This is a genomic window from Brevibacterium sp. H602 (assembly GCF_051172395.1).
Lineage (GTDB): Bacteria > Actinomycetota > Actinomycetes > Actinomycetales > Brevibacteriaceae > Brevibacterium.
In genome coordinates, this window is record NZ_JBPIZD010000027.1 from 19,568 (window position 1) to 45,162 (window position 25,595).

Sequence of the window (25,595 nt, forward strand, 5' to 3'; positions counted from 1 at the left end):
AGTACTGACTTATGCCTCGTAGCCTCAAAAAGGGTCCTTTCGTCGACGAACACCTCTTCCAGAAGGTGGCTCGTCAGAACGAGAAGAACACCAAAAATGTCATCAAAACATGGTCTCGTCGCTCGATGATCATCCCGGACTTCCTGGGACACACCATCGCAGTACATGACGGACGCAAGCATGTCCCCGTCTTCATCACTGAGTCGATGGTCGGACACAAGCTCGGCGAGTTCGCACCGACACGGACGTTCCGTGGCCACGAAAAGGACGATCGCAAGGGTCGCCGCCGCTGACGCGGGGCACTCTTTCGATCCTAGAGAAGAGAGAAGGAAGCGATGGAAGCCAAGGCTAAGGCGCGGTACCTGCGCGTTACGCCTCGCAAGGCTCGGCGCGTCATCGACCTCATTCGTGGTCAGCAGGCGACCGAAGCACTTGCAGTGTTGAAGTTTGCAGAACAGTCGGCATCAGATCCGATTTACAAGCTCGTGGCCTCCGGCATCGCCAATGCGCGTGTCCGGGCCGACGAGGAAGGCGTTGCGTTCGACGAGAACGAACTGGTCATCTCCGAAGCCTTCGTGGACGAGGGGCCGACCATGAAGCGGTTCCGTCCGCGTGCCCAGGGTCGCGCTTTTCGCATCGAGAAGCGCACCAGCCACGTGACAGTGGTCCTGGCCAGCGGTGACGACCTGCCTCAGCGCAAGAGCCGGAAGGGGAACCGTTAATGGGCCAGAAGATCAATCCGAATGGATTCCGACTCGGAATCACCACGGATCACAAGTCGAAGTGGTTCGCTGACTCGACCAAGCCGGGGCAGCGCTACCGCGACTACGTGCTCGAAGATGTCAAGATCCGCCAGATGATGAACACCGGCCTCGAACGGGCCGGCATCTCGAAGGTCAACATCGAGCGCACGCGTGACCGTGTCCGCGTCGACATCCACACCGCACGCCCGGGCATCGTCATCGGCCGTCGCGGAGCCGAAGCAGACCGCATCCGCGGTCAGCTCGAAAAGCTCACCGGCAAGCAGATTCAGCTCAACATCCTTGAGGTGAAGAACCCCGAGGTCGACGCTCAGCTCGTCGCCCAGGGTGTTGCCGAGCAGCTCGCCAGCCGCGTGGCCTTCCGCCGCGCGATGCGCAAGGCGATCCAGAGCGCCCAGCGCGCAGGTGCCAAGGGCATCCGCGTGCAGTGCTCCGGCCGCCTCGGCGGTGCTGAGATGAGCCGGTCCGAGTTCTACCGCGAAGGTCGTGTGCCGCTGCACACCCTGCGCGCGAACATCGACTTCGGCGTTCACGAAGCCCACACCACTTTCGGACGCATCGGCGTCAAGGTGTGGATCTACAAGGGCGACATGACCGACAAGGAGCTTGCCGCCGAGCAGGCCAAGGCTCCTGCTGCTCGTGGCCCGCGTGGCCGTGGGCGCGGTCGTGGAGGCCGCGGACGTGGTCAGGAAGGCGCACCGCGCCGTGGCGACCAGGCCCGTAATACTGAGAACAGCGCCGAAGCCCCCGCGGCTGAGGCCGGATCGGAGGGCTGAGAAATGCTGATCCCTCGTCGAGTGAAATTCCGCAAGCAGCACCATCCCAACCGGGGCGGCGCCGCCAAGGGAGGCACGACGGTGTCCTTCGGTGACTACGGCATCCAGGCTCTCGAGCCGGCTTACGTCACCAACCGTCAGATCGAGGCCGCACGTATTGCCATGACCCGCTACATCAAGCGCGGCGGCAAGGTGTGGATCAACATCTACCCTGATCACCCGCTGACGAAGAAGCCTGCCGAAACCCGCATGGGTTCCGGTAAGGGTTCGCCGGAGTGGTGGATCGCCAATGTCAAACCCGGTCGAGTCATGTTCGAACTCGGCGGTGTGTCCGAGGAAGTTGCTCGCGAGGCTCTGCGCCTGGCGATCCATAAGCTTCCGCTGAAGGCCCGTATCGTGGCCCGCGAAGGTGGTGAGTGAGAATGGCAATCGGTTCGAAGAACCTTTCCATCGACGCGCTTGACGGTTACGACAACGAGCGTCTGCAGGAGGAGCTCAAGAAGGCCAAGGCCGAGCTGTTCAACCTGCGTTTCCAGTCGGCCACCGGCCAGCTGGAGAGCCACGGTCGCCTCAAGGCCGTGCGTCGCGACATCGCTCGTATCTACACCGTGCTCAACGAACGGGAGCTGGACATCCGTCCGAACCCCGCTGATGCCAAGGAAGAGAGCAAGTGATGGCGGAGACCACGAATACCGAGGCCACTGCTGCGGAACGCAACTCCCGCAAGACCGCACGTGGTTACGTCGTATCCGACAAGATGGACAAGACCATCGTCGTCGAGGTTGAGGAGCGCATGAAGCACCGCCTCTACGGCAAGGTCATGCGCAAGTCGGTCAAATACAAGGTTCACGACGAAGAGAATACCGCCGGCATCGGCGACCTCGTCCTCGTGTCCGAGACGCGGCCCCTTTCGGCCGCGAAGCGTTGGCGGCTCGTCGAAATCGTCGAACGCGCCAAGTAGTCAACGCCACCCCACCCACCCGGTCCCGCCCGCGGCCTCCTGCAGGCCGCGGGCGGCTACCGGGAACGGGGTGAAATGTCAATGAATCCGTTCCGCAAGGCTCGCGCTCAGGCGTGAGAACCAGCGCGACGACAGGAGAAAATAGTGATTCAGCAAGAGTCGCGACTCAAAGTCGCCGACAACACTGGCGCCAAGCAGATCCTGGCAATCAGGATCCTGGGTGGCTCCGGTCGGCGCTACGCCTCGATCGGTGACACCATCGTGGCGACCGTCAAGGATGCGATCCCTGGCGGCAATGTGAAGAAGGGTGACGTCGTCAAGGCCGTCATCGTTCGCACTGCCAAGGAACGTCGTCGTCCCGACGGCTCCTACATCAAGTTCGATGAGAATGCAGCTGTCATCCTCAAGAACGATGAGGAACCGCGCGGAACCCGTATCTTCGGGCCCGTGGGACGCGAACTCCGCGACAAGAAGTTCATGAAGATCGTCTCCCTGGCACCGGAGGTGTTGTGAGCATGGCGAACAAGCTCAAGATCAAGAAGGGCGACCTCGTCCAGGTCATCGCCGGCGCTCGGCAGTCCCGTGGTGGCGATCGTGGGAAGCAGGGCAAGGTCCTTGCCGTCTACCCCGAACGCAACCGCGTCCTCGTTGAGGGCGTCAACCGCGTGATCAAGCACAAGAAGGCTACGCAGACTCAGGCCGGCGGCACCGCTGGTGGCCGTGAGACCCACGAAGCCCCCATCCACGTGTCCAACGTGGCGCTCGTTGATCCCAAGGACAACAAGCCCACCCGCGTCGGATACCGCGAAGAGAGCGTCGAGCGCGACGGTCGCACCAAGACCGTTCGGGTTCGCATCTCGCGTCGCACCGGGGAGGAGATCTGATGACGGAAACAACCACCAGCCGTCCCGCACCGCGTCTCAAGCAGATTTACCGCGAAGAGATCGTTGCGAAGCTGCAGGAAGAGTTCAACTACGCCAACCCCATGCAGGTTCCCGGACTGACCAAGGTCGTCGTGAACATGGGTGTGGGTGACGCAGCACGCGATTCCAAGATGATCGAAGGCGCGATCAACGACTTGACTCTGATCACCGGTCAGAAGCCTGTCGTGACCCGTGCCCGCAAGTCCATCGCACAGTTCAAGCTGCGCGAAGGTCAGCCCATCGGCGCCCACGTCACCATGCGTGGAGCCCGGATGTGGGAGTTCATCGACCGCGTCATCACTCTGGCACTGCCGCGTATCCGCGACTTCCGCGGACTCTCGGATCGTCAGTTCGACGGAAACGGTAACTACACCTTCGGCCTCACCGAACAGTCCATGTTCCACGAGATCGACCAGGACCGTATCGACCGCGTCCGCGGTATGGATATCACCGTCGTCACCACCGCGGCAACCGACGACGAGGGACGTGCACTGCTGCGTCACCTCGGGTTCCCGTTCAAACAAAAATAATCGCTACGTTGCAGGTCCAAGCACAGTACGTGGGCGGAAACCGTAACGAGGAAGGGCAAGTGCCCAAATGACAATGACTGATCCAGTCGCAGACATGCTTACGCGTCTGCGCAACGCCAATTCGGCTTATCACGAGGACGTCAGCATGCCGTTCTCGAAGCTCAAGTCGAACATCGCCGAGATCCTCAAGACCGAGGGCTACATCACCGGCTGGAGCGTCGAAGACGCCGAGGTCGGCAAGACTCTGCTCCTGGACCTGAAGTTCGGACCCAACCGGGAACGTTCGATCGCCGGCCTGCGTCGAGTGTCTAAGCCGGGACTGCGCGTCTACGCGAAGTCCACGAACCTGCCCAAGGTTCTCGGCGGCCTCGGCATCGCCATCCTGTCGACCTCGTCAGGCCTCCTGACGGACCGTCAGGCCGCCAAGAAGGGTGTGGGTGGGGAAGTCCTCGCCTACGTCTGGTAAAGGAAGGAGAGAAGAACATGTCACGTATTGGCAAGAACCCGATCTCCGTTCCCAGCGGCGTCGAGGTCAAGGTCGACGGCCAGGATGTCGCCGTCAAGGGACCTAAGGGCGAGCTGTCCGTCACCATCGCCGAGCCGATCACCGTATCGCTCGAAGACGGTGTCATCACGGTTGCCCGTCCGGACGAAGAGCGCGAATCGCGTTCTCTGCACGGACTGTCCCGTACGCTCATCAACAACATGATCGTCGGTGTGACCGATGGCTACTCCAAGGCCCTCGAGATCGTCGGAACCGGTTACCGTGTCCTGGCCAAGGGATCGAACCTCGAGTTCGCTCTCGGCTACAGCCACCCGATCGTCGTCGAGCCGCCGGAGGGAATCTCCTTCAGCGTCGACGGTCAGACCAAGGTCGCTGTCCACGGAATCGACAAGCAGCTCGTCGGTGAGACCGCTGCCAACATCCGGAAGCTGCGCAAGCCCGAGCCTTATAAGGGCAAGGGTGTGCGCTACGCCGGCGAAATCGTCCGTCGCAAGGTCGGAAAGGCTGGTAAGTAAAGATGGCCTTTGGCAAGAAGGAAAGCTACGGCAAAGGCAGGGCAGCTGCTCGCAAGCGTCGTCACGCTCGACTGCGCAAGCATGTCAGCGGCACGACCGAGCGCCCTCGCCTGTCAGTGACTCGCTCCACGCGCCACGTCTTCGTCCAGGTCATCGACGACACCGTCGGCAAGACCCTGGTCTCGGCCTCCACCATGGAAGCCGACCTGCGGACATTCGAAGGCGATAAGACCGGCAAAGCCCGCAAGGTGGGCGAGCTGGTTGCTCAGCGCGCCAAGGACGCCGGAATCGATTCCGTCGTCTTCGACCGTGGAGGCAATGCCTACCACGGCCGTGTGCAGGCAATCGCCGAAGGTGCCCGTGAAGGAGGATTGGCCCTATGAGCACTGAAGAGAACAAGGAACAGCAGGCAACTGCTGAGACCCGCACCGACAACAGCGGTGACCGTTCCTCCCGTGGCCGCGGCCAGGGTGGACAGGGCGGTCAGGGTCGCGGACGCGGCGAAGGCCGTGGACGCGGCGGTCGCAACGACCGTGAAGACAAGAACCAGTTCATCGAACACGTCATCACAATCAACCGCGTGTCGAAGGTCGTCAAGGGTGGACGTCGGTTCTCCTTCACGGCTCTCGTCGTGGTCGGAGACGGCGACGGCATGGTCGGCATGGGCTACGGCAAGGCGAAGGAAGTTCCTGCCGCCATCGCCAAGGGTGTCGAGGAAGCGAAGAAGAACTTCTTCCGCGTTCCGCGCATCCAGAAGACCATTCCGCACCCCATCCAGGGCGAGGAAGCCGCAGGCGTCGTCCTGCTGCGTCCGGCCGCTCCGGGTACCGGTGTCATCGCCGGCGGACCCGTTCGTGCGGTCCTCGATGCGGCAGGCGTCCAGGACGTCCTGTCCAAGTCGCTGGGCTCGGCGAACGCGATCAATATCGTGCACGCCGCGATCGCCGCGCTGAAGGGCCTTGAACGTCCGGAAGAGGTTGCGGCACGCCGTGGCCTGCCCGTCGACGAAGTTGCTCCGCACGCACTGCTGCGAGCAGCTGCTGAAAGTGGGGCGAAGTCCTGATGGCAAAGCTCAAGATTACTCAGCGCAAGTCCGCAATCGGATACCGTCAGAGCCAGCGTGACACGCTGCGTTCGCTCGGTCTCAAGCGGACCAACGACGTTGTGGTGCAGGAAGATCGCCCCGAGATCCGGGGAATGATCAACGCTGTCCGCCACATCGTGACTGTGGAAGAGGTCGATTGATATGTCGAACAACGACTCGCTGAAGCTGCACGATCTGCGCCCTGCTCCCGGAGCCAAGACCGCCAAGACCCGCGTCGGTCGTGGTGAGGCTTCGAAGGGTAAAACTGCCGGACGTGGAACCAAGGGCACGAAGGCCCGCTACCAGGTTCCGCACGGCTTCGAGGGCGGCCAGACCCCGATGCACATGCGTCTGCCCAAGCTGCGTGGATTCAAGAACCCCGCCAAGGTGGAGTTCCAGGTTGTCAACCTCGACAAGCTGTCCAGCCTGTTCCCCGAGGGCGGAGACGTCACCGTCGCCGATCTCGTGGAGAAGGGCGCTGTGCGCGCAAAGCAGCCCGTCAAGGTTCTCGGCACCGGTGAGATCACCGTGGCTCTGAACATCACTGCAGACAAGTTCTCCGGCTCCGCAGCCGAGAAGATCAAGGCTGCAGGCGGAAGCACCAACGAGGCCTGATCCGTTCCACTCGGAACGGTTTCCCGGCTTCAACGCTGGTCAAGGGGGCGGTCACTTCGGTGGCCGCCCCCTCTGCGTTCCTGAACGCCGGCAACGGTGGACCGCATACCGGGCCGGTGCCGCCCAGACGCCCTCTCGACGACTGCCCGAAACCGCTCCGATGCCATCTCGAACCCTGTCTGAAACCGCTCTGTGACCGCTTCGAATACAGGTTGTGCAGAGTCGCCGCAGGGCTTCGCCAGTTTCGGCCTGGAGGGCATACCCTGGTAGTCTTTTGCAGGTATTTGTCTCAATCGCCAGGTCGCGACCACGACTCTGACTTTTCATCCCCCAACGAGGAGGACGCTTGATCGGCGCAATCCGGAGGGCCTTCAGAACGCCCGACTTGAGGAAGAAACTCCTCTTCACCCTGGGCATTCTTGTCATCTTCCGACTCGGCTCGTTCATTCCTTCGCCTGGAATCGACTACACCAAGGTGCAGGAATGCGTGGCTTCGCCTCAGCTCAATGAGGGCGGATTCGCCATGATCAACCTCTTCAGCGGCGGCGCGCTGCTGCAGCTGTCGATCTTCGCCTTGGGCATCATGCCGTATATCACCGCGAGCATCATCGTCCAGCTGCTGCGAGTGGTCATTCCTCGCTTCGAAGCCCTCCACAAGGAAGGCGCCTCTGGACAGGCGAAGCTGACTCAGTACACTCGCTACCTCACCATCGGACTCGCGATCCTCAACTCGACGACCCTCGTGGCGACCGTGCGCTCCGGCGCACTGTTCGGCAATGTCGAAGGCTGCCAGGACCTCATCGCCAACGACACCTGGTGGGGCATCGCCGTCCTCGTCCTCACTCTGACCGCGGGAACCGGCCTGATCATGTGGCTGGGCGAGCAGATCACCGAGCACGGTGTGGGCAACGGTATGTCGCTGCTCATCTTCACGTCCGTGGCTTCTGCCTTCCCGTCCTCGCTCGGTGCGATCTTCCGCGAGCAGGGCGTCGACATCTTCATCATCGTCATGGCAGTCGGACTCGTCCTCATCGCCCTCGTCGTCTTCGTCGAGCAGTCGCAGCGCAGGATCCCCGTCCAGTACGCCAAGCGCATGGTGGGCCGTCGGATGTTCGGCGGAACGTCGACCTACATCCCGATCAAGGTGAATATGGCCGGTGTCATCCCCGTCATCTTCGCCTCCTCGGTGCTCTACCTGCCGAGCCTGATCTCGCAGTTCTTCGACCCGGAATCCAAGGCCGTCGAATGGATCAACACCTACTTCACCCGCGGTGACCATCCTCTCTACATCACCGTGTATGCGCTGCTGACGATCTTCTTCGCCTACTTCTACGTCGCGATCACTTTCAATCCTGAAGAGGTCGCGGACAATATGAAGAAGTACGGCGGCTTCATCCCCGGTATCCGTGCCGGTCGCCCGACCGCCGAGTACCTCAGCTACGTACTCAGCCGTATCAACTTCCCCGGCTCGCTCTACCTGGCTTTCGTCGCCCTCATTCCGCTGATCGCTCTGGTGCTCATCAACGCCAACCAGAACTTCCCGTTCGGCGGCACCTCACTGCTGATCGTTGTCGGCGTCGGCCTCGAAACGGTCAAGCAGATCGACGCGCAGATGCAGCAGCGCCACTATGAGGGTCTGTTGCGCTGATTCGACCGGACGCTGACGTTCAGCGGACATCCCATTGGAAGGACACCTTATGAGTTCACGCATCATCCTGATCGGCCCTCCCGGCGCCGGCAAGGGTACCCAGGCCGCACGCCTGTCCGAGGCGCTCGGCGTCCCGGCCATTTCGACCGGAGACATCTTCCGGGCCAATGTGAAGGGTGAGACCGAGCTGGGCAAGCTGGCCAAGCGCTACATGGATGCCGGCGAGTACGTGCCCGACGAGGTCACGAACTCGATGGTCGCCGATCGACTGGCACAGGATGACGCAGCCGAAGGCTTCCTCCTCGACGGATATCCTCGCACCAGCGCCCAGGTCGATGAACTCGACAGGATCCTCGCTGCCGAGGATCAGGCGATCGAGCACGTGGTCGAGCTGACGGCCGACACCGACGAGGTCGTCGCTCGTCTGCTCGCGCGTGCGCAGACCGAGGGCCGCAGCGACGACAGCGAAGACGTCATCCGCCATCGCCTCGACGTCTACGAAGAGCAGACTCAGCCGCTGACCGATATCTACCGCAGCCGCGGACTGCTTCGCCAGGTCGACGGGCTCGGCGAAGTCAACGACATCACCGAACGCATCCTCTCGACAATTCGATGATCTTCGGACCACGTATCGAGCTGAAGACTCCCGCAGAGCTTGAGCTCATGCATCGGGCCGGGCAGCTGACAGCAGAAGTGCTCTCAGCGGCCCGGTCCGCAGCCGTTCCCGGAGCCACCACCGCCGAGGTGGACGCCGCTGCGGAAGCCGTCATCGACGCCGCCGGCGCCCGCTCGAACTTCAAGGGCTATCAGGGATTCCCTGCGGTCGTGTGCATATCCGTGAACGAGGAGATCGTCCACGGCATCCCGGGATCCCGCGTCCTCGAAGCCGGGGACATCGTGTCGATCGATGGCGGCGCCGTCGTCGACGGCTTCCACGGGGACTCGGCGCTGACGATAATCGTCGGCGGTGACGAAGCAGGCACTGCCGACGACCGCGAGCTGTCCTCTGCCACCGAGGCGGCTATGTGGGCAGGCATCGCGGCGTTCGCGACCGGTGCGAAGGTCAGCGATATCGGCGACGCCATCGATGACTTCGTCTCCGAATCATTCCCCCACCTGGGCCTCGTCGAGGAATTCACGGGACACGGCATCGGTACCTCCATGCATATGGCGCCTGAGGTCCTCAACTACCGGGCACGCTCGAACGGTCCGAAGATCAAGCTCGGAATGTGCCTGGCGATCGAGCCGATGCTCACCACGGGAGGTGCGGACACACGCACTCTCGCCGACGACTGGACGGTCGTGACGGCGGATGGGTCACGGGCGAGCCACTGGGAACACAGCGTGGCCCGCCATGACGGGGGAGTCTGGGTACTCACAGCCGTCGACGGGGGAGCGGCCGGGTTGGCGCCGTTCGGAATCACTCCCGTGGCTCCGAAAGACGCCTGAGGGGAGAACTCAGGCGGCCGGCATCTGCCTTCTCAGGGCAAACCTGCCGACGAAGTAGACTGCGGCGAAAGTTCCGGACGCCGCCATCAGTGCGAGTGCGAACATCCATGTGGCCGTCTCGGCGATGGTGAATCCGAAGATCTGGAATGCGCAGAAGGCGATGAATGCTGTGATAGCTCCCGCCAGCAGTCCGGACGTGCGGGCCGTCTGATGTGCGCGCTGATCTAGTGTGTGCTTCTCGTCATCCATGTCGTGGCTCCTCGTCGCTTGCTTGCGACCTCTGTCCTGTCGGCACCGATCCTTGTGTTTTCACGGTAGGATCTGGCCATGACGAGTGTCCACAATGTCCCGAAACGTCGGACAGATGTGGGTGATCGGTATCGGATAACGAGGATCGCCTTCGACGTGATCTCCGCTTTCGGATACCTGCAGGCCAGTGGACTGCCGGGGCCAGTCATCGTCAGCGTGCTGCGCGAACACGGGTATTCCTCCTCGAGTGTGCACAATCAGCTCGTGCGGATGGTCCAACGAGGCATCATCAGCAGTGAACGGATCGGGCGGGTCTCCATCTACCGTCTGAGCGAACACATCCTCTCAGATTTCGGTGACATCGCAGGCGATCACGTCTTCCCCGACTATGTGGGGCGCTTCCACACCATCGTGTATTCGGTTCCGGAGGCTGAACGCGGGCTGCGCGACCGACTGCAGTACATTGCTCGGAGCTTGGGATACAGACAGCTGAGACCGGGAATCCTCATCGGCTTCGCAGACCAGTCCACTCTGCTCTCGACGAGACTGCCCGACATCCCTGTTCCATGCTGGTCTGAAGCAGGAGTGCTGACGCCCGACTCTCTCGCGGCGGCACGCAGGATGACGACTCGGGCATTCGAACTCGACACCGCTCTCGCCCAGCTGCCGCCGCTGGAAGAGCGCATGAACGCATTGAGTTCGAGTGGTTCGGCACCCGGCACGGGATGCGCAGGGCTGAGCCTGGGAAGCTTCTTCGATCTGTACTACGACGTCGCCCGTGCAGTGATGACCCACCCGCTGCTGCCGAAAGCTCTCGTCGACGGAACTCAGCCGGCCGTGCGGTTCCGGGCGCTGATGCAGCAGTGCAATCTCGAATACTATCTGCGCTTCGATCAGCTGATCCGCGAGTGCGCGGGAGCCAGCTCATCCTTCGAGCTCATCGAATGGCTGCCCGAAGGCTGATCAGCGTCTGGTGTGGAGCTTCTAGGACTTGCCGGTCAGAGGCCCCAGGCCATGCTGGTCAGAGGACCCGGGCGATCTTCTTGACCGCCTCGGTGAGCAGAGGTCGGGGGAGTGCGAAGTTGAAGCGGATATGTCCGGCCCCGACCTCACCGCAGAGTCGACCCTCGGTCACGGCCACCTCGGCGCGGGATCGGATGTGATCGGACAGGTCCGACTCCAGTCCATAGCCGCGCAGATCCAGCCAGGCCAGATAGGTGCCTTCCGGCTCGATATAGGCGGCACCTGGCAGCAGTGACTCGACGAGATCGGTGAAGTGATCGCGGTTGCCTTTGAGGTAGCCGTTCACTTCGCTCAGCCAGTCATTCCCACGCGTGTACGCGGCGGTGGTGGCGAGTATCCCCGGGTTCGACGCGGCTCCCGAGACGAACTGCCCCTTCTTCGCCCAGACCTCGCGGTCGCTGGGGGAGGTGAGGATGAGCTGGGCGCATTTGAGGCCGGGGATGTTGAAGGCCTTCGAGGCGGCTGTCGCGGTGGCGGTGTGGGCGGCTGTCGCCTCGGTGAGAGTGGCATAGGGGATGTGCCGCGCGGGGGCATAGACGACGGGAGCATGGATCTCATCGGAGAACACCCGGGCACCGGCCTTCTCCACGATGTCGGCGAGGGCCAGCAGTTCGGCCTCGGTGCAGACCTTGCCGATCGGATTGTGCGGATTGCACAAGACGAACGTCGCCCCGGGGGTCAGAGCGGAGGCGATGGCATCGAGGTCGAATGACCAGCCGGACTCAGATCGCAGCATCGGGACTTCGATGAGCTCGCGGCCGGTCACTCGCGCGACATCGAAGAACGGCATATAGGCCGGTGTCGGCAGCACGATCGGAGTGTCGGGCGGGGTGAGGTGGGTGAGGACGCCGAGGAACGCGGCCAGCACATCACTGGCCGGTTCGATGTGACCGACGGGGATCCGCCAGCCGTAGTGCTCGGAGCAGAAGCCTGAGGTCGCTGTTCTCAGGTCGGCGGTCAGGTCGGCGGGAGCATAGCCGTAGAGGTCACGGTCGTCGATGGTCTGCAGCGACTGCCGCACTGCGGGAGCCACCCCGAAGTCCATCTCGGCGATGAAGGCGCCGATGGAGCCGGGGAAGGACGACCACTTGCGGCCGCCCTTCGCAACCAGGGACTCCTCGGTGATGGCATCGAAATCGGACATCTGTGTACTCCTCTTCGGGGACTGCGTCGGGTGCGGTTCTCACGCTAGCAGTCGGGGCGACCGAGGTGCGGTCCATTCGTCGTCAGGGGACATGGAACGGTGCGCCGCCTCGGCGAAGATGGGATTGTAAGGGACTTCACGCTCAGAAGCGAACACCGTGTGGAAGATTCTTTCTCCGTAGTGTAGGGTTGATGATTGGTCTGTTCTCATTCAACTCACCCTTCTTCAGATGTGGGCGGCTTCTGCCATCCACTTCTTTTATGTGGTGACGAGGACTGCAGACCGAGGGGTCACCGGCATTGAGTCGGTGATACACGATTACGTCGAACGCGAAGGTTTCGCGGGAATACGAGGTTAGCGAACGATATGGCCAAAAAAGAAGGGGTCATTGAGATCGAAGGCACCGTTGTCGAGGCTCTGCCGAACGCATCGTTTCGGGTTGAGCTGAGCAACGGGCACAAGGTGCTCGCACATATCTCCGGAAAGATGCGTCAGCACTATATCCGCATCCTTCCCGAGGACCGGGTCATTGTGGAGCTGTCTCCATACGATCTCTCGCGCGGACGAATCGTTTACCGCTACAAGTAAGGATCTTCGATCATTCGCGTCCTGTCCGGCCGGGCAGGGACCGAAAGAAGGAAAAACGATGAAGGTTAAGCCCAGCGTCAAGAAGATCTGTGAGAACTGCCAGATTACCCGCCGTCACGGCCGGGTCATCGTCATCTGCTCCAACCCGCGCCACAAGCAGCGCCAGGGCTGAGCAGCTCGTTTCGAGCAGATCGGGGCTCCACAGCGGAGCCTCAGCAGCACCACACCCGCGCAAACCTCGCCATCTGCGTTCGGACCCATGTGAAGTGAGAGCTTCCGGGGAACGGACACAGGACGATACCTCCGGTCGGGGGCCGGAGACCTTGGGAGACCAAGGACAGGTTTGCATCAGCACCTCCGAAACAACAACAGGAGACAGTACCCATGGCACGACTTGCCGGAGTCGACATCCCGCGTGAAAAGCGCGTGGAAGTCGCCTTGACTTACATCTATGGTGTGGGCCGCACCCGTGCGCGCCAGACCCTGACCGAAACGGGAATCAGCCCTGATACCCGTGTGAAGGACTTGAGCGACGCAGAGCTCGTCCAGCTGCGTGACTACATCGAGGGCACATTCCAGGTTGAGGGTGACCTCCGTCGTGAGGTGGCCGCCGATATCCGCCGCAAGGTCGAAATCGGAAGCTATGAAGGCCTGCGTCACCGCCGCGGTCTGCCGGTTCGCGGTCAGCGGACCAAGACGAATGCGCGTACCCGCAAGGGACCGAAGCGCACCGTGGCCGGTAAGAAGAAGTAACACGCTCACTCGGTTGGCTGAGGCCAACCACCTCGATCAGGAGTAGGACATATGCCTCCCAAGTCACGCGCCGCTACAGTGCGCAAGCCTCGCCGCAAGCTGAAGAAGAATATCGTTGCCGGCCAGGCTCACATCAAATCAACCTTCAACAACACCATCGTGTCGATCACCGATCCGACCGGTGCTGTCATCTCCTGGGCCTCCTCAGGTGAGATCGGCTTCAAGGGTTCGCGCAAGTCGACCCCGTACGCCGCTCAGATGGCTGCTGAATCGGCTGCTCGCCGGGCGCAGGAACACGGCCTGAAGAAGGTCGACGTGTTCGTCAAGGGACCGGGCTCGGGCCGCGAGACCGCCATCCGTTCGCTGCAGGCCGCCGGCCTGGAACTGGGAACCATCCAGGATGTCACCCCCGTTCCGTTCAACGGCTGCCGTCCCCCCAAGCGCCGCCGCGGCTGATCCTTCCGTGGAACTGCAACGGATGACGGGTGAGAGCCCGACATCGGTCGCAGAACGGATTCCCAGATAACCCGAACCGTTCTTCATGGCCTTTGAGGCCATGACGTGCAGTGCGAACGTCATATAGCGGATGTTCGCTGAAAGGAAGCCCACGTGCTCATTGCACAGCGCCCAACGCTCACGGAAGAAGTCGTCTCCGATAACCGCTCACGGTTCGCCATCGAGCCGCTCGAGCCCGGATTCGGCTACACCCTCGGCAACTCGCTTCGCCGGACCCTGCTGTCCTCGATCCCTGGTGCCGCCGTCACATCCATCCGGATCGACGGAGTGCTCCACGAGTTCAGCACCGTGCCGGGAGTCAAAGAGGATGTCACCGAGTTCATCCTCAACCTGAAGTCCCTGGTCGTATCGTCCGAATTCGACGAACCGGTCGTCGCCTACCTGCGCAAGCAGGGACCTGGCACCGTGACCGCTGCCGATGTCTCTGCTCCTGCCGGGGTCGAGATCCACAATCCGGACCTGCACATCGCCACACTGAATGGTGAGGGTCGTCTGGACATGGAACTGACCATCGAACGCGGACGCGGATACGTTTCGAGCGCTCAGAACAAGAACGCGGATGCAGAGATCGGCCGGATCCCGGTCGATTCGATCTACTCCCCGGTTCTCAAGGTCACCTACAAGGTCGAAGCCACGCGTGTCGAACAGCGCACCGACTTCGACCGTCTGGTCCTCGACGTCGAAACCAAGCCCTCGATGACCCCGCGCGATGCCATCGCATCTGCGGGCAAGACCCTGGTCGAACTCTTCGGCCTGGCTCGAGAGCTCAACGTCGAAGCAGAAGGCATCGAGATCGGACCCTCGCCTGTGGACGCGGCACTCGCCGCCGACCTGGCGCTGGCGATCGAAGATCTCGACCTGACCGTGCGCTCCTACAACTGCCTCAAGCGCGAAGGCATCCACACCGTCGGCGAACTCGTTGCTCGCAGCGAAGCCGACCTGATGGATATCCGCAACTTTGGTTCGAAGTCGATCGACGAGGTCAAGGCGAAGCTCAACGAGCTCGGCCTGAGCCTCAAGGACAGTCCTGCCGGGTTCGAAGCCGGTCTCGTTGATGAGGACCAGTCCTACGTCGAAGACGAACAGTACTGATTAAGACCTAGGAGTAACTGACAATGCCAACCCCAACCAAGGGTCCCCGCCTCGGCGGTTCGCCCACACACGAGCGCATGATGCTCAACAACCTGGCTGCCCAGCTGTTCGAGCACAAGCAGATCAAGACGACCGTGACGAAGGCCAAGCGCCTGCGCCCGGTTGCCGAGCGCATGATCACGAACGCCAAGAAGGGTGACCTGGCCGCACGTCGTCGCGTGCTCGGCCAGATCTCCGACAAGTCGATCGTGCACGAGCTCTTCACCTCGATCGCCGAAACGATGGCCGAGCGTCCCGGTGGATACACCCGTATCACCAAGATCGGCCCCCGTCCCGGCGACAACGCCCCGATGGCCGTCATCGAACTGGTCCTCGAGCCCTACTCGCCGAAGCAGGCAACCGTGAAGGAAGCCGAACAGGCCACCGCCGCCGCTGCCGCTCCGGCAGAAGAGGCGCCGGCTGAGGCTGAGGTCGTCGACGAGGCTCCGGCCGAAGACGCCGCAGTCGAGGCAGAGGCAGTCGAGGCTGACGCCGAGACCGCTGAAGAGTCCTCCGAGGCTGCCGAGGAGAAGTAAGCTCCTCGACCGGCTGACGGCTCGGATCTCCGCAGCCGTGAGCCACACACTTCAGGCGGGCACCGACACAGGTGCCCGCCTGAAGTGTATTCACCGCCTGTGCGCCGCTCGGCGCCGATGTGCGAATCGATCGGCCCGCCTCGGCGGGGTCAGTTTCCGCGCACCTGTGCGGCTGCCTCGGCGTGAATGATCACTTTTCGTTCCAATCATCGGTTTCGATTCAGATGATTGGAACGAAAAGCGATTGTCCCGGTACGCAACCTGAGGCTCTCAACATAATGTCACCATACGAGTGACCGGCGGCGCCTCTTCTGATTGAACGGGCAGATACAGACGTACCGCGATCCTGTCAGCGCACCGACAGTGGCTAGCCCAGGGGCCATACTGATGGCTCGGTATGACGAAGGCCGGGGCGCAGCCACGCCCCGGCCTTCGTTCAGTTCGCGTCGACTCTCACCTCACGTGTCGGTGCTCACTTCACGCGGGAGAGTTCCACGGATTCGTCGAACTCGATGTCTGCGGCTTCGTCGTGCTTGTAGGTGAAGCGACTGACGACGACGGCGACGATGAGGTTGACGATGAAGCCGGGAATGATCTCGTAGATCGCATCCGTCATCGGAGTGCTCACCTGGCCCCAGACGAAGGCCACGACCGCGCCGGAGAGCAGACCGAACAGAGCGCCCCAGTTGCTCAGACGCTTCCAGAACAGGGTGAGCAGGACGATCGGCCCGAAGGAGGCGCCGAAGCCTGCCCACGCGAAGGCTACGAGGTCGAGGATGCTGTTCGACGGTGAGATCGCGAGTACCACTGCGATGACGGCGACGACGAGCACGCCGAGGCGGCCGAGCAGCACGTAGGTCTTGTCCTGCAGCGTGCGCGTGGATCCGGTTCGCAGGGCAACGATCTTGAACAGATCCTCGATGAGTGCTGACGACGTGACGACGAGCTGCGAGGAGATCGTCGACATGATCGCTGCGAGCACCGCAGCCAAGACGAGGCCGGCGATGAACGGGTGGAAGAGGATCTGCGCAAGGTCGAGGAACACGGTTTCGGCGTCGGCGGGTTCCATATCCGCGTGCTGAGAGAAGTAGGAGATGCCGACGATGGCAGTGGCGACGGCGCCGAGCGCCGAGATCGCCATCCAGCCGACGCCGATGCGCCGGGCGACGGTGGCATCGGCGGGAGTGCGCAGGGCCATGAAACGCACGATGATGTGCGGCTGACCGAAGTAGCCCAGTCCCCAGGCCAGGGCGGAGACGATGGACGCGATCGTCGCGAAGGTCCAGAAGCCGTCTGATCCGAAGAGGCTGAGCAGACCGGGATCGATCGCGGAGACGTTGCTGATCACCGTCGTCGGCCCGCCGGCGTTGATGACGGCGACGATCGGCACGGCAATCAGGGCAGCGAACATCAGCAGACCCTGGGCAACATCCGTGAGAGTCGCGCCGAGGAATCCGCCGAAGAGGGTGTAGATCATCGTGATCGCTGCGACGAGGAGCATTCCGCCGAGGTAGTTGAGTCCGAAGCTCGACTCGAAGAACTTGCCGGCCGCCACCATGCCCGAGGAGACGTAGAAGGTGAAGAAGACCAGAATGATGATGCCGCAGACGATGCGCAGCAGTCGTGTCCGATCCTTCAGCCGCTGTTCGAAGAAGCTGGGAATCGTGATCGAGTCGCCGGCCTTCTCCGTGAACGCGCGCAGTCGAGGCGCGACGATCTTCCAGTTGACCCAGGCGCCGATGGTCAGGCCGATGGCGATCCAGGCTTCGATGAGACCGGAGACGTAGATGGCGCCGGGCAGACCCATGAGCAGCCACCCCGACATATCCGAGGCACCGGCGCTCAGTGCGGCAACGCTGGGGCGCAGCCCACGTCCCGCGAGCATATAGTCGTCGAGACTGTTCTTCGTCTTGCGATAGGCAAACCAGCCGATGGCCAGCATGCCGATGAAGTAGAGGACGATCGCGATCGTGCGGAAAGTGGTTTCCGACATTTGAGCTCAGCTCCTTCGATAGGCCGAGCCGACCTTACAGCACAAGAGGTCGCAGGTGTGAATTCCCTGTGCGCCCGCCTGTTGTCGGGATACACCGGGAAGTACCGCCGACGGCAGGTTTAGGCAGATGACACTCGGGGTGCTCGGGGGACCGGTGTCGTGGAGGCCCCGACCGAGAAAGCCGCGATCGGACGACTGTTGATGAAGTCCGCGAGCTCGCTTCGCACGGTCGGGCTGTCCTTGAGTTCGGAATGGACGTCGACGCGCAGGCCGTGCCGGTCGAGCGTCAGCCAGATCCGCAGCAGGATCCGTCCGATCCCCACTTCGTCTGCGGTCGACAGCTCCGGTCGATCGGGGACGGTCAGGATCAGATGGTGAGGATGTCGTCGTTCGCGACGTGTCGCAGCGGGTTTCGTCGCAGCAGTCGAGCGGAGGCGTAGTCGCAGTGAACGCGGAAACTTAGCGATCCGTGTCCCGCGGTCTGACTTCGCGAACGACCTCATTGCGGAGTCGGCCACCGCAAATGGCGTGAGCCCGGCCGATGCCAGACCGGCGATCCAGGAATGCAGCCAGAGGCGATCGAGGAATGCCGCGGCTCGAGCACCCGCGGCGGGGATGCGCAGACACGCAGCGGTGAGTCCATCCCGGTGGTAGCGCGGGTCGTCGGGATCGAAGCGCAGCCACCTCAGTGTCTCGGCGAACACGGACCGGTCGCCGAAGGAATGCAGCGAGGCGCGACGCAGCCATCCGCGCCAGGCGCAGTCCGGGATCTCCACCAGGTCGACCGCTGTGCCGGCCATGGCACTGCGGCAGGTTTCGGCCGCCTCGGCGAAACGGGTTTCTGCCCGGTCCAAGGGTCCGCGGTCGACCTGACGGTGGTGGAGGTCGGCCACACCGAACCTGGGCCACGCAACGCCTTCCGACGGCATCGTGTCCGTGTCGGTTGGGTTCGCCGTGGATTCCGCGGTGGCGAGGCGCACCCGGATGTCCACGGTGGGGCCGCGCCCTCGGACGGTGACCGATTCGGTGCGCACCCCCGCCTCGGCGGCGGCGATCGCCAGCGACTCCACCCAGCAGCCCATGCTCAGGTGGAGATCCTCGCTGCGCGGGTCCCCGTGCGGCAGCAGACGGGCAGGGTCCACGCCGACCCGCACCTCGGCGACCTCCGGTGTGCAGTCCGTGATTTCGGGCACCCACGGCTGAGTGTTGTGGGCGGATGGGGCGGAAGCGGCGACGGTGAAGAGAGATTCGACGAGGGCGGTGGTCAGTGTCAAGGGCGCTCCTCGGGCGGGGATGAAAGCAGAGTTCGGTCGACGAACACGAGCCGGTGCAGCTGCCTGCCGCCGGAGCGGGCGAAGACAGCTGCCGAGGCGGGATTGTCCTCGGCGATGAACGTGACCCGCAGTCGTCGATATCCCTTGGCGACCAGTGCGGAGTTGAGTTCGCGGATCGCAAGGCTGAGCAGGCCCGAACCTTGATGGCAGGGGTCGGTGCCCTGGATGATGAGCACGGCGTCCTTGATCGTCTGCCGGTGCCGGAGCAGGTCGAGGACGGTTCGCACACCGAGGCGGCCGCCGTGGCGGCGCAGGATCGGCACCGGGTCGGGGATGACGAGAGCGAAGCAGCGAGGCGGGGCGTCGGCGAGATCGTTCGCACCGGTGATATCGACGATGAGATCCGGATCCATCAGGGCGGGCAGGCCCTGCATCTGTGAGCGCAGCTGCTCGGAGGCGATGTCGGTGTAATAGGGCAGAGCGGAGAAGGCCGCATTGAGAGTCGGCAGCAGCCGGTCGGCAAAACCGCGCAGACCCAGACGAGAGACACGGCGGCGGCGCAGCCCGAGACGATGCCATTCGGCAGGGGCGACCGCGGTTGCTCTGGCCGCGGGAATGGATCCGACGGGCACTTCCCACGTATGTGCGGGCCCCCAGGCATCGAACCCGGCCGCGGCGAACGTCGACCAGTAGAAATCGGGATTCCATACCGTGTCGAAGAAGCCGGGATGGTCGACACCGTGGGTGAGCAGTCCGCCGGTGACGTTCGGCAGGGGAGAGACCGGGCCGAAGATCCGTGATGCTCCCACCTGTCCGGCTCGCTCGAGCAGAAACGCAATCACTGCGCCCAGCGCCTCCGAGTCGGCGGCTTCAACGGCTCCGAAGAACAGAGGCGGCACGGAATCGTCGGCGGAACCCAGCTCGGCCGCCAAGGCGGCCGACCGGTGGCACATGACTCGGGCCACCGCCTTCCCCGGCTCGATGTCGACGAGCCACAGCTCGACTGGTTCGTCGAACCACCCTCGCCCTGCGAACCAGTCGCGGATATCGGCGGCGAAGAGAGGCACAAAATAGTCCTGCTCACTCCGTGTCCGCGCCAGTCGTGGGGCCAGGTCGATGAACTCGGCGAGTTCGGCCCGGGAGGTCACCCGTCGCGGTCTCATTCGGTGCTGAGTTTCGTGAATTCGTCGATCATGCCCAGGTGGCCGTCCTCGGCTCGGAACTCGCCGTTGGTGTATCCCCACTCGTCAGCGGTGAGGATCCGGATGAAGCCGCCTCGGGCGGGGGAGTCCTTGCCGCTGCCGACCAGCCACTTCATGATCTCCCGATGTTCGGGGGTGCGAGCATAGGCCAGAAGGTCGTCATGGGTGGCGAACGCGACCATCAGCCCGATCCTGTCGGGGAACTCGTAATAGCTGCGGTGCCACAGATATCCGGCCGAGGCTTTCAGCCCCTTGGCCACCCGCGGCCACCTGCGCAGCTGGCCCACCATCGCCAGCGGATTGCGGTAGCGGTTCGCGCCGAGGAAGAACGCCTCGGCGCGGGCCTGCGGGGGAGCCTGAGAGAAATCATTCGATCGCATCGTCGCCCTCCTGTGTTCTCTGAACGTAGACGTTCTTGATCTTCGTGTTCGCCGCTTCGAACGGACCGGTGGCATGATCGTGGATCTCGACGTGGATCTCCGCGGTGGTCGGGTCCTCTTCCAAGCTCTGCGCGAAGTCTCTCGACACCGACGCCAGGTGGTCGAGCACGCCGGCCTGGATCGTCTCTGCCAGATCCTGCCGCGCCTCAAGGTCCATGGACGGGGCCTCTTCCCGCAGCTGGATGTGCAGAGCCGGGCGCTGCTCATGACCGGCGATCTCACGCAGCTCGATGCGGAAGGACTCGATGAGGTGGGCCCGGGGATTGTCGCGGTAGAGCCCGTTCTCGATATCGAGGGGATAGATGTTGGCTCCCATATACGAGATCGTCGAATCCGCGCGCCCGAACAGCAGCACGAACGGCAGCTTCATCCCATTGCCGGCGAACGCCGCCGAACATGCTCGCGCCAGTTCCGGATGGCGCCGGGTGAGTTCGACCATGGTCGGGAAATCGATGAGCGTGGCCTCGTCGCCGATGTTGTAGCGCAGCCGCGGACTCATCACCGCTGCCGAGTTGATCGTGGCGACCAGCTCCCCGTCGTCGGTGGTTTCCAAATAGGTCTCCAAGGGGTTGTACTGGAAGACCATCGGCACCCGTGACTCGTCGGGGCCGAGCACATCGGCGCGGAAGGCGAGATCATGAGCCAGCGCCCGACGGATGACGACCGAGAGATCGGACTCGCCTGCCATCCCGATCGTCAGGTCGCTGGCACCGTACCCGGAGTACACCCGGTCGAAGCGCCCCTCGAGGTAGTCGCGCAGACCTTCCGTCATCGCCTCTCCGCCGACGAACCCGTTGAGCCGGAAGTCGGCCCATCTCTCGGGTTCGGAGTCCATCCGATCGACGAGATGTTTGAGGAATGGGGGATAGGCGCTGATGAGGTAGGTGTGGTTCGGTCCGAAGTGCTGCATCGTGTCGAGAATCTTCTCGAGATCCGGGCCGGTGTTCTTCACCATCGCCACCTTGGCCATGGCCAGTCCCGTATTCGTCCCCGTCGCCCAGGCCCCCATCGAAAAGGCGTTGATGCAGAACAGGTCCTTGTGGTCGAAGAGCATCGTGACGTAGCCGGCGACGTTCTTATGGACCGTGTCGAGCTCCTTCTTCGACCGCATCCAGTTGAATGGGGTGCCCGAGGAACCCGAGGACTCATCGACGACGGTGCCGATGCGGTCGATCCTCCCGTCCCAGCAGCGATGCTCTTCGCTGTAGCGGCGAACGAACTCGTCCTTCGACGTCGGTGTGTAGGCCTCGAGGTCCCACCACCGGAATTCGAATCCGGAACGCGCCAGGTAGTCCTGGTATGCGGGCACATCGAGGGAGGCCTGCTGACAGATCATCCACGCATTGAGTTTCGCGAAGGGCTCGAGCCGCGGGTTGTAATGGCGGGCAGTGAACCGCCAGATCGCGGGGTGGGCACGGTAGGCGCCGTAGGCGGCGGTGAGTCCGACGTTCGCCAGGCGCAGCACGGCCTGTCGGGCCAGATTCACCGGCCCGCGGGGGATCGGCAGACGACGGAGTTCAGCTTCCGGTGTGAGGTGGGTCTCTCTCATGTTCCGAGGCTAACCCAGCAACAGGAGCGGCGATATGGAAAATCCGAAGATGTGTCAGAACCGCATCAGACAGAGTCCCGCACATCGACCCTCACCGAGGCGGCCCACCGAACGACGGATCACTTCGGCGTCGTGGATCGGAACGGCCGATCCACTCACCGAGGCGGCTCCGGACAGGGGCGCGCCGCCTCGGCGAGGGGATGGCTCAGTCGAAGACGACGGTGCGGTGGCCGTCCATGAGGACTCGGCCCTCGGCATGCCATGCGACGGCCCGGGCGAGAACCGCCGCCTCGACGTCCTGACCATGCCGGACGAAATCGGCGATCGCCTGATTGTGATCGACTCGGGCCACGTCCTGTTCGATGATCGGCCCCTCGTCGAGGTCGCTGGTGACATAGTGGGCGGTCGCTCCGATGATCTTCACGCCGCGGGCATGCGCCTGATGGTAGGGCTTCGCGCCCTTGAAGCTCGGCAGGAACGAATGGTGGATGTTGATGACCCGCCCTTCGAGGCGGTCGCAGAGTTCGGGGGAGAGGATCTGCATGTACCGGGCCAAGACGATGAGTTCGACATCGAGGTCGTCGACGAGAGCCGAGAGCCTCGCCTCGGCGTCGGCCTTCGTGTCCCGGGTGATCGGAATATGGTGGAAATCGTGGCCGTGGAATTCGGCGAGCGGACGGAGATCGTCATGGTTGCCGGCGACGCCGACGATGTCGATGGGCAGCTGACCGGCCGAATGCCGGAACAGCAGAGTGTTGAGGCAGTGTGCGGCTTTGGACACCATGATCAGGGTGCGGGTCCTCTTCTCCACCGGCTGCAGGCTCACGGTCATCGCGAACCGGGGAGCCACCTCGGCGAGGGCGTCTTCCACGGTCCGGGCCGAGGTCTCCGCGGGCGTCGAGAACTGCAGGCGCAGGAAGAACTGACGGGAATCGGGGGAGGAGAACTGCTGGGATTCGGTGATGTTGCCGCCCAAGCCCGCGAGCACCCCGGTCACGGCATGGACGATGCCGGTCGAATCGGGGCAGGTGACTCTCAGGATCCATTCGCAGCTCATGGACTCGATCCTAATCGGTGGCTGCGCTCAACACCCATTCCGGGTCGGCATCCGGATGGCGGTTGCGGCCCCGGACGCAGGCGGCGTCGCTGTTAGCATGGTGCCGGGTGACGGCCGCGGTTTGCGCGCCGCCTCGCTCCCATCATCGGATGCCACAGGAGAGTACTCATGACCGAAAACTCGATGCAGGCTTCGCTTGCCGACATCGACCCGCAGATTGCCGAAGTCCTCGACCTCGAGCTGGGCCGCCAGCGGTCGACGCTCGAGATGATCGCCTCGGAGAATTTCGTCCCCCGCGCCGTGCTGGAAGCACAGGGGTCTGTGCTGACGAACAAGTACGCCGAGGGGTATCCCGGCAAGCGCTACTACGGCGGCTGCGAACACGTCGACGTCGCGGAGAACCTCGCCATCGACCGCGCCAAGAGCCTTTTCGGCGCCGACTACGCGAACGTCCAGCCCCATTCCGGTGCCTCGGCCAACGCCGCTGTCATGCACGCTCTGGCCCGTCAGGGTGACAAGATGCTCGGGCTGTCCCTGGCCCATGGCGGTCACCTCACCCACGGTATGAAGATCAACTTCTCCGGACGCCTCTACGATGTCGCCTCGTACGAGGTCGACCCCGATACCTACCGCATCGATATGGACAAGGTGCGCGAGAAGGCTCTCGAACACCGCCCCGAGGTCATCGTCGCCGGCTGGTCGGCGTACCCCCGTCAGCTGGACTTCCAGGCCTTCCGCGATATCGCCGACGAAGTCGGTGCGAAGCTGTGGGTCGATATGGCCCACTTCGCCGGACTCGTCGCCGCCGGTCTGCACCCGAACCCGGTGCCGTTCGCCGATGTCGTGTCCTCGACGGTGCACAAGACCATCGGCGGGCCCCGTTCCGGTTTCATCCTCGGCAAGGAGGAGTACGCGAAGAAGCTCAACTCCGCCGTGTTCCCGGGACAGCAGGGCGGACCGCTCATGCATGTCATCGCCGCGAAAGCCGTGGCCTTCAAGCTCGCGGCCTCCGCCGAGTTCAAGGAACGTCAGGAACGCACCGTGCGCGGTGCTCAGATCCTGGCTGAGCGCCTGCTGGCCTCCGACGTCGCCGACGCCGGAGCCACAGTGCTCACCGGCGGCACCGATGTCCACCTCGTGCTCGTCGACCTGCGCAACTCCGCCCTCGACGGACAGCAGGCCGAAGATCTTCTGCACTCGGTCGGCATCACCGTCAACCGCAATGCCGTGCCCTTCGACCCGCGTCCGCCGATGGTCACCTCGGGGCTGCGCATCGGCACCCCGGCACTGGCCACCCGCGGATTCGGCGACAACGAGTTCACCGAGGTCGCCGACGTCATCGCCGAGGCGCTCAAGCCCGGTGCCGATGTCGAGACACTCTCCGCACGCGTGAAGAAGCTCAGCGACGACTTCCCCCTCTACGAAGGACTGGAGCAGTACTGATGAGTGCGCAGATCCTCGACGGCAGAGCCTGCGCGAAGCAGATCAAGGCCGAACTCACCGAGGCGGTGGCGACCCTGGCAGAGTCCGGAATCGTGCCGGGGCTCGGCACAGTGCTGGTGGGGGAGGACCCCGGTTCGAAGTGGTACGTCGCAGGCAAGCACCGTGACTGCGCCGAGGTCGGGATCAGCTCGATCCGCCGTGACCTGCCCGAGTCGGTGAGTCAGGAAGAGCTGTTGGCCGTCATCGACGAGCTCAACAACGATGACGCCTGCACCGGCTACATCGTGCAGCTTCCGCTGCCAGACCATATCGACACGGACACGATCCTCGAAGCCATCGATCCGGCCAAGGACGCCGACGGCCTGCATCCGACGAACCTCGGCCGGCTCGTACTGAATGTCAATTCGGAGATCACCACTCCGCTGCCGTGCACTCCGCGCGGTGTCATCGAGCTGATGAACCGCAACGGCATCGATCTGGCCGGCAAGCATGTCGTGGTCATCGGTCGCGGGGTCACAGTGGGCCGGTCCATCGGAGCACTGCTGACTCGGCGTGAGCACAATGCGACCGTGACCCTGACGCACACCGGCACGCGCAACCTCGATGAGCTGCTGGCTCAGGCCGATGTCATCGTGGCGGCCGCCGGTGCGGCTCGCATCGTGAAGGCGGAGGCGGTCAAGCCCGGGGCGATCGTCCTCGACGTGGGAGTCTCGCGTGAGACGGACCCGGAGACGGGGAAGTCGAAGATCGTCGGAGACGTGGATCCGGCGGTCGCCGAGGTGGCGTCCTGGGTCTCACCGAACCCGGGAGGCGTCGGACCGATGACTCGAGCTCTGCTGCTCAAGAACGTCGTCGACACCGCCCAGCGCTCAGCCAACTAACCCCTATTGCTACCTGACGGCGGCCCAGCAACCTCGCGCGAGGTTGCTG

The 25,595-nt window shown here is 63.4% G+C and carries 35 protein-coding genes; 27 read left to right on the forward strand and 8 right to left on the reverse strand.

Annotated features, from left to right (window positions below; genetic code table 11):
* Nucleotides 1–11: 11 nt before the first annotated feature.
* The 18 genes from rpsS to map all read left to right on the forward strand — a co-directional run bounded on the left by rpsS (nucleotide 12) and on the right by map (nucleotide 9,767).
* Nucleotides 12–293 (forward strand): 30S ribosomal protein S19, encoded by a 282-nt coding sequence (gene rpsS, locus ACSBQT_RS15895; RefSeq protein ID WP_025777927.1) that lies wholly within the window; start codon nucleotides 12–14, stop codon nucleotides 291–293.
* Nucleotides 294–335: 42 nt separating this feature from the next.
* On the forward strand, nucleotides 336–722 hold the full coding sequence (gene rplV, locus ACSBQT_RS15900) for a 50S ribosomal protein L22 (protein WP_025777926.1): 387 nt from the start codon (nucleotides 336–338) through the stop codon (nucleotides 720–722).
* Nucleotides 722–1,537, forward strand: coding sequence for a 30S ribosomal protein S3 (gene rpsC, locus ACSBQT_RS15905; protein WP_139468552.1), 816 nt, complete (start codon nucleotides 722–724; stop codon nucleotides 1,535–1,537). Before rplV ends, rpsC begins: the two co-directional genes overlap by 1 nt.
* Nucleotides 1,538–1,540: 3 nt before the next feature.
* A complete protein-coding gene (gene rplP / locus ACSBQT_RS15910; protein WP_025777924.1) occupies nucleotides 1,541–1,957 on the forward strand; it encodes a 50S ribosomal protein L16 in 417 nt (138 codons plus the stop codon).
* 2 nt (nucleotides 1,958–1,959) lie between these two features.
* Complete coding sequence (rpmC, locus tag ACSBQT_RS15915) at nucleotides 1,960–2,211, forward strand: 50S ribosomal protein L29 (RefSeq protein WP_025777923.1); 252 nt, start codon at nucleotides 1,960–1,962, stop codon at nucleotides 2,209–2,211.
* The gene (gene rpsQ / locus ACSBQT_RS15920) at nucleotides 2,211–2,498 is read left to right on the forward strand and encodes a 30S ribosomal protein S17 (RefSeq protein WP_410710530.1); all 288 of its coding nucleotides are present in this window, start codon (nucleotides 2,211–2,213) and stop codon (nucleotides 2,496–2,498) included. The genes rpmC and rpsQ overlap by 1 nt, the downstream gene beginning before the upstream one ends.
* A 144-nt stretch (nucleotides 2,499–2,642) precedes the next feature.
* The gene (gene rplN / locus ACSBQT_RS15925; protein ID WP_025777921.1) at nucleotides 2,643–3,011 is read left to right on the forward strand and encodes a 50S ribosomal protein L14; all 369 of its coding nucleotides are present in this window, start codon (nucleotides 2,643–2,645) and stop codon (nucleotides 3,009–3,011) included.
* Between the two features lie 2 nt (nucleotides 3,012–3,013).
* Complete coding sequence (gene rplX / locus ACSBQT_RS15930) at nucleotides 3,014–3,382, forward strand: 50S ribosomal protein L24 (RefSeq protein ID WP_139468550.1); 369 nt, start codon at nucleotides 3,014–3,016, stop codon at nucleotides 3,380–3,382.
* Nucleotides 3,382–3,951 carry a 50S ribosomal protein L5 gene (rplE, locus tag ACSBQT_RS15935; protein ID WP_039206325.1) on the forward strand — a complete coding sequence of 190 codons (570 nt, stop codon included), beginning with the start codon at nucleotides 3,382–3,384 and terminating at the stop codon, nucleotides 3,949–3,951. Before rplX ends, rplE begins: the two co-directional genes overlap by 1 nt.
* A gap of 67 nt (nucleotides 3,952–4,018) precedes the next feature.
* Nucleotides 4,019–4,417 (forward strand): 30S ribosomal protein S8, encoded by a 399-nt coding sequence (gene rpsH / locus ACSBQT_RS15940; RefSeq protein WP_025777918.1) that lies wholly within the window; start codon nucleotides 4,019–4,021, stop codon nucleotides 4,415–4,417.
* A gap of 17 nt (nucleotides 4,418–4,434) precedes the next feature.
* Entirely contained in the window at nucleotides 4,435–4,971 is a 537-nt protein-coding gene (gene rplF / locus ACSBQT_RS15945; RefSeq protein ID WP_025777917.1) for a 50S ribosomal protein L6, read from the forward strand.
* 2 nt (nucleotides 4,972–4,973) lie between these two features.
* Nucleotides 4,974–5,354: a 50S ribosomal protein L18 gene (gene rplR / locus ACSBQT_RS15950; RefSeq protein WP_092015640.1), complete on the forward strand. Its 381-nt coding sequence runs from the start codon at nucleotides 4,974–4,976 to the stop codon at nucleotides 5,352–5,354.
* Complete coding sequence (gene rpsE / locus ACSBQT_RS15955; RefSeq protein ID WP_216657189.1) at nucleotides 5,351–6,034, forward strand: 30S ribosomal protein S5; 684 nt, start codon at nucleotides 5,351–5,353, stop codon at nucleotides 6,032–6,034. Before rplR ends, rpsE begins: the two co-directional genes overlap by 4 nt.
* On the forward strand, nucleotides 6,034–6,216 hold the full coding sequence (rpmD, locus tag ACSBQT_RS15960) for a 50S ribosomal protein L30 (RefSeq protein ID WP_025777914.1): 183 nt from the start codon (nucleotides 6,034–6,036) through the stop codon (nucleotides 6,214–6,216). The genes rpsE and rpmD overlap by 1 nt, the downstream gene beginning before the upstream one ends.
* A gap of 1 nt (nucleotide 6,217) precedes the next feature.
* Complete coding sequence (gene rplO, locus ACSBQT_RS15965; RefSeq protein WP_101546948.1) at nucleotides 6,218–6,670, forward strand: 50S ribosomal protein L15; 453 nt, start codon at nucleotides 6,218–6,220, stop codon at nucleotides 6,668–6,670.
* Between the two features lie 346 nt (nucleotides 6,671–7,016).
* The gene (secY, locus tag ACSBQT_RS15970; RefSeq protein WP_264801029.1) at nucleotides 7,017–8,318 is read left to right on the forward strand and encodes a preprotein translocase subunit SecY; all 1,302 of its coding nucleotides are present in this window, start codon (nucleotides 7,017–7,019) and stop codon (nucleotides 8,316–8,318) included.
* A 49-nt stretch (nucleotides 8,319–8,367) separates the two neighbouring features.
* Nucleotides 8,368–8,934 carry an adenylate kinase gene (locus ACSBQT_RS15975; RefSeq protein WP_410710529.1) on the forward strand — a complete coding sequence of 189 codons (567 nt, stop codon included), beginning with the start codon at nucleotides 8,368–8,370 and terminating at the stop codon, nucleotides 8,932–8,934.
* Nucleotides 8,931–9,767: a type I methionyl aminopeptidase gene (gene map / locus ACSBQT_RS15980; RefSeq protein WP_410710528.1), complete on the forward strand. Its 837-nt coding sequence runs from the start codon at nucleotides 8,931–8,933 to the stop codon at nucleotides 9,765–9,767. Before ACSBQT_RS15975 ends, map begins: the two co-directional genes overlap by 4 nt.
* A gap of 9 nt (nucleotides 9,768–9,776) precedes the next feature.
* Here map and ACSBQT_RS15985 read toward each other — a convergent pair whose 3' ends face one another.
* Complete coding sequence (locus ACSBQT_RS15985) at nucleotides 9,777–10,016, reverse strand: hypothetical protein (protein WP_410710527.1); 240 nt, start codon at nucleotides 10,014–10,016, stop codon at nucleotides 9,777–9,779.
* A gap of 78 nt (nucleotides 10,017–10,094) precedes the next feature.
* Here ACSBQT_RS15985 and ACSBQT_RS15990 point away from each other — a divergent pair, with 78 nt between their 5' ends.
* Nucleotides 10,095–10,979 (forward strand): PaaX family transcriptional regulator, encoded by an 885-nt coding sequence (locus ACSBQT_RS15990; protein WP_410710526.1) that lies wholly within the window; start codon nucleotides 10,095–10,097, stop codon nucleotides 10,977–10,979.
* Between the two features lie 58 nt (nucleotides 10,980–11,037).
* Here the strand turns inward: ACSBQT_RS15990 and ACSBQT_RS15995 are convergent, their stop codons facing one another.
* Entirely contained in the window at nucleotides 11,038–12,183 is a 1,146-nt protein-coding gene (locus ACSBQT_RS15995; protein ID WP_410710525.1) for a MalY/PatB family protein, read from the reverse strand.
* Between the two features lie 366 nt (nucleotides 12,184–12,549).
* On the opposite strand from ACSBQT_RS15995, the gene infA reads away from it, so the two are divergent.
* The 6 genes from infA to rplQ all read left to right on the forward strand — a co-directional run bounded on the left by infA (nucleotide 12,550) and on the right by rplQ (nucleotide 15,707).
* Nucleotides 12,550–12,771: a translation initiation factor IF-1 gene (infA, locus tag ACSBQT_RS16000; RefSeq protein WP_009379245.1), complete on the forward strand. Its 222-nt coding sequence runs from the start codon at nucleotides 12,550–12,552 to the stop codon at nucleotides 12,769–12,771.
* 58 nt (nucleotides 12,772–12,829) lie between these two features.
* Nucleotides 12,830–12,943 carry a 50S ribosomal protein L36 gene (rpmJ, locus tag ACSBQT_RS16005; RefSeq protein ID WP_009884960.1) on the forward strand — a complete coding sequence of 38 codons (114 nt, stop codon included), beginning with the start codon at nucleotides 12,830–12,832 and terminating at the stop codon, nucleotides 12,941–12,943.
* A 212-nt stretch (nucleotides 12,944–13,155) separates the two neighbouring features.
* On the forward strand, nucleotides 13,156–13,524 hold the full coding sequence (rpsM, locus tag ACSBQT_RS16010) for a 30S ribosomal protein S13 (RefSeq protein WP_025777905.1): 369 nt from the start codon (nucleotides 13,156–13,158) through the stop codon (nucleotides 13,522–13,524).
* A gap of 51 nt (nucleotides 13,525–13,575) precedes the next feature.
* Nucleotides 13,576–13,980, forward strand: a complete 405-nt coding sequence (gene rpsK, locus ACSBQT_RS16015) for a 30S ribosomal protein S11 (RefSeq protein WP_025777904.1) — start codon at nucleotides 13,576–13,578, stop codon at nucleotides 13,978–13,980.
* A 153-nt stretch (nucleotides 13,981–14,133) separates the two neighbouring features.
* Nucleotides 14,134–15,132 carry a DNA-directed RNA polymerase subunit alpha gene (locus ACSBQT_RS16020; RefSeq protein WP_025777903.1) on the forward strand — a complete coding sequence of 333 codons (999 nt, stop codon included), beginning with the start codon at nucleotides 14,134–14,136 and terminating at the stop codon, nucleotides 15,130–15,132.
* A 23-nt stretch (nucleotides 15,133–15,155) separates the two neighbouring features.
* Nucleotides 15,156–15,707, forward strand: a complete 552-nt coding sequence (rplQ, locus tag ACSBQT_RS16025) for a 50S ribosomal protein L17 (protein WP_264801034.1) — start codon at nucleotides 15,156–15,158, stop codon at nucleotides 15,705–15,707.
* Between the two features lie 472 nt (nucleotides 15,708–16,179).
* Here rplQ and putP read toward each other — a convergent pair whose 3' ends face one another.
* The 6 genes from putP to purU all read right to left on the reverse strand — a co-directional run bounded on the left by putP (nucleotide 16,180) and on the right by purU (nucleotide 23,222).
* Nucleotides 16,180–17,700, reverse strand: a complete 1,521-nt coding sequence (putP, locus tag ACSBQT_RS16030) for a sodium/proline symporter PutP (RefSeq protein ID WP_410710524.1) — start codon at nucleotides 17,698–17,700, stop codon at nucleotides 16,180–16,182.
* A 119-nt stretch (nucleotides 17,701–17,819) separates the two neighbouring features.
* Nucleotides 17,820–18,974, reverse strand: a complete 1,155-nt coding sequence (locus tag ACSBQT_RS16035) for a hypothetical protein (protein WP_435002093.1) — start codon at nucleotides 18,972–18,974, stop codon at nucleotides 17,820–17,822.
* Nucleotides 18,971–20,137 carry a hypothetical protein gene (locus tag ACSBQT_RS16040; protein WP_435002094.1) on the reverse strand — a complete coding sequence of 389 codons (1,167 nt, stop codon included), beginning with the start codon at nucleotides 20,135–20,137 and terminating at the stop codon, nucleotides 18,971–18,973. The genes ACSBQT_RS16035 and ACSBQT_RS16040 overlap by 4 nt, the downstream gene beginning before the upstream one ends.
* Nucleotides 20,134–20,556: a hypothetical protein gene (locus ACSBQT_RS16045; RefSeq protein WP_410710521.1), complete on the reverse strand. Its 423-nt coding sequence runs from the start codon at nucleotides 20,554–20,556 to the stop codon at nucleotides 20,134–20,136. Before ACSBQT_RS16045 ends, ACSBQT_RS16040 begins: the two co-directional genes overlap by 4 nt.
* On the reverse strand, nucleotides 20,543–22,165 hold the full coding sequence (locus tag ACSBQT_RS16050) for a phenylacetate--CoA ligase family protein (protein WP_410710520.1): 1,623 nt from the start codon (nucleotides 22,163–22,165) through the stop codon (nucleotides 20,543–20,545). The genes ACSBQT_RS16045 and ACSBQT_RS16050 overlap by 14 nt, the downstream gene beginning before the upstream one ends.
* Nucleotides 22,166–22,370: 205 nt before the next feature.
* The gene (gene purU / locus ACSBQT_RS16055) at nucleotides 22,371–23,222 is read right to left on the reverse strand and encodes a formyltetrahydrofolate deformylase (protein WP_410710519.1); all 852 of its coding nucleotides are present in this window, start codon (nucleotides 23,220–23,222) and stop codon (nucleotides 22,371–22,373) included.
* Between the two features lie 168 nt (nucleotides 23,223–23,390).
* Between purU and glyA the strand changes: the two genes are divergently transcribed.
* Entirely contained in the window at nucleotides 23,391–24,665 is a 1,275-nt protein-coding gene (gene glyA / locus ACSBQT_RS16060) for a serine hydroxymethyltransferase (protein WP_410710518.1), read from the forward strand.
* The gene (locus tag ACSBQT_RS16065) at nucleotides 24,665–25,546 is read left to right on the forward strand and encodes a bifunctional methylenetetrahydrofolate dehydrogenase/methenyltetrahydrofolate cyclohydrolase (protein WP_410710517.1); all 882 of its coding nucleotides are present in this window, start codon (nucleotides 24,665–24,667) and stop codon (nucleotides 25,544–25,546) included. The genes glyA and ACSBQT_RS16065 overlap by 1 nt, the downstream gene beginning before the upstream one ends.
* Nucleotides 25,547–25,595: the final 49 nt, after the last annotated feature.

Bases quoted from the DNA above. Each gene is read 5' to 3' on its own strand.
- glyA (WP_410710518.1), top strand. From the start codon at position 23,391: ATGACCGAAAACTCGATGCAGGCTTCGCTTGCCGACATCGACCCGCAG.
- ACSBQT_RS16040 (WP_435002094.1), bottom strand. From the start codon at position 20,137: ATGAGACCGCGACGGGTGACCTCCCGGGCCGAACTCGCCGAGTTCATC.
- map (WP_410710528.1), top strand. From the start codon at position 8,931: ATGATCTTCGGACCACGTATCGAGCTGAAGACTCCCGCAGAGCTTGAG.
- rplV (WP_025777926.1), top strand. From the start codon at position 336: ATGGAAGCCAAGGCTAAGGCGCGGTACCTGCGCGTTACGCCTCGCAAG.
- rpsK (WP_025777904.1), top strand. From the start codon at position 13,576: ATGCCTCCCAAGTCACGCGCCGCTACAGTGCGCAAGCCTCGCCGCAAG.
- rpsM (WP_025777905.1), top strand. From the start codon at position 13,156: ATGGCACGACTTGCCGGAGTCGACATCCCGCGTGAAAAGCGCGTGGAA.
- rplE (WP_039206325.1), top strand. From the start codon at position 3,382: ATGACGGAAACAACCACCAGCCGTCCCGCACCGCGTCTCAAGCAGATT.
- putP (WP_410710524.1), bottom strand. From the start codon at position 17,700: ATGTCGGAAACCACTTTCCGCACGATCGCGATCGTCCTCTACTTCATC.
- rplR (WP_092015640.1), top strand. From the start codon at position 4,974: ATGGCCTTTGGCAAGAAGGAAAGCTACGGCAAAGGCAGGGCAGCTGCT.
- ACSBQT_RS15985 (WP_410710527.1), bottom strand. From the start codon at position 10,016: ATGGATGACGAGAAGCACACACTAGATCAGCGCGCACATCAGACGGCC.
- rplO (WP_101546948.1), top strand. From the start codon at position 6,218: ATGTCGAACAACGACTCGCTGAAGCTGCACGATCTGCGCCCTGCTCCC.
- rpmD (WP_025777914.1), top strand. From the start codon at position 6,034: ATGGCAAAGCTCAAGATTACTCAGCGCAAGTCCGCAATCGGATACCGT.
- ACSBQT_RS16065 (WP_410710517.1), top strand. From the start codon at position 24,665: ATGAGTGCGCAGATCCTCGACGGCAGAGCCTGCGCGAAGCAGATCAAG.
- rplX (WP_139468550.1), top strand. From the start codon at position 3,014: ATGGCGAACAAGCTCAAGATCAAGAAGGGCGACCTCGTCCAGGTCATC.
- rpsQ (WP_410710530.1), top strand. From the start codon at position 2,211: ATGGCGGAGACCACGAATACCGAGGCCACTGCTGCGGAACGCAACTCC.
- rplP (WP_025777924.1), top strand. From the start codon at position 1,541: ATGCTGATCCCTCGTCGAGTGAAATTCCGCAAGCAGCACCATCCCAAC.
- rplF (WP_025777917.1), top strand. From the start codon at position 4,435: ATGTCACGTATTGGCAAGAACCCGATCTCCGTTCCCAGCGGCGTCGAG.
- ACSBQT_RS15990 (WP_410710526.1), top strand. From the start codon at position 10,095: ATGACGAGTGTCCACAATGTCCCGAAACGTCGGACAGATGTGGGTGAT.
- rpsE (WP_216657189.1), top strand. From the start codon at position 5,351: ATGAGCACTGAAGAGAACAAGGAACAGCAGGCAACTGCTGAGACCCGC.
- purU (WP_410710519.1), bottom strand. From the start codon at position 23,222: ATGAGCTGCGAATGGATCCTGAGAGTCACCTGCCCCGATTCGACCGGC.
- rpmJ (WP_009884960.1), top strand. From the start codon at position 12,830: ATGAAGGTTAAGCCCAGCGTCAAGAAGATCTGTGAGAACTGCCAGATT.
- rpmC (WP_025777923.1), top strand. From the start codon at position 1,960: ATGGCAATCGGTTCGAAGAACCTTTCCATCGACGCGCTTGACGGTTAC.
- infA (WP_009379245.1), top strand. From the start codon at position 12,550: ATGGCCAAAAAAGAAGGGGTCATTGAGATCGAAGGCACCGTTGTCGAG.
- ACSBQT_RS16050 (WP_410710520.1), bottom strand. From the start codon at position 22,165: ATGAGAGAGACCCACCTCACACCGGAAGCTGAACTCCGTCGTCTGCCG.
- rpsC (WP_139468552.1), top strand. From the start codon at position 722: ATGGGCCAGAAGATCAATCCGAATGGATTCCGACTCGGAATCACCACG.
- rpsH (WP_025777918.1), top strand. From the start codon at position 4,019: ATGACAATGACTGATCCAGTCGCAGACATGCTTACGCGTCTGCGCAAC.
- ACSBQT_RS16045 (WP_410710521.1), bottom strand. From the start codon at position 20,556: ATGCGATCGAATGATTTCTCTCAGGCTCCCCCGCAGGCCCGCGCCGAG.
- ACSBQT_RS15995 (WP_410710525.1), bottom strand. From the start codon at position 12,183: ATGTCCGATTTCGATGCCATCACCGAGGAGTCCCTGGTTGCGAAGGGC.
- rplQ (WP_264801034.1), top strand. From the start codon at position 15,156: ATGCCAACCCCAACCAAGGGTCCCCGCCTCGGCGGTTCGCCCACACAC.
- rpsS (WP_025777927.1), top strand. From the start codon at position 12: ATGCCTCGTAGCCTCAAAAAGGGTCCTTTCGTCGACGAACACCTCTTC.
- ACSBQT_RS15975 (WP_410710529.1), top strand. From the start codon at position 8,368: ATGAGTTCACGCATCATCCTGATCGGCCCTCCCGGCGCCGGCAAGGGT.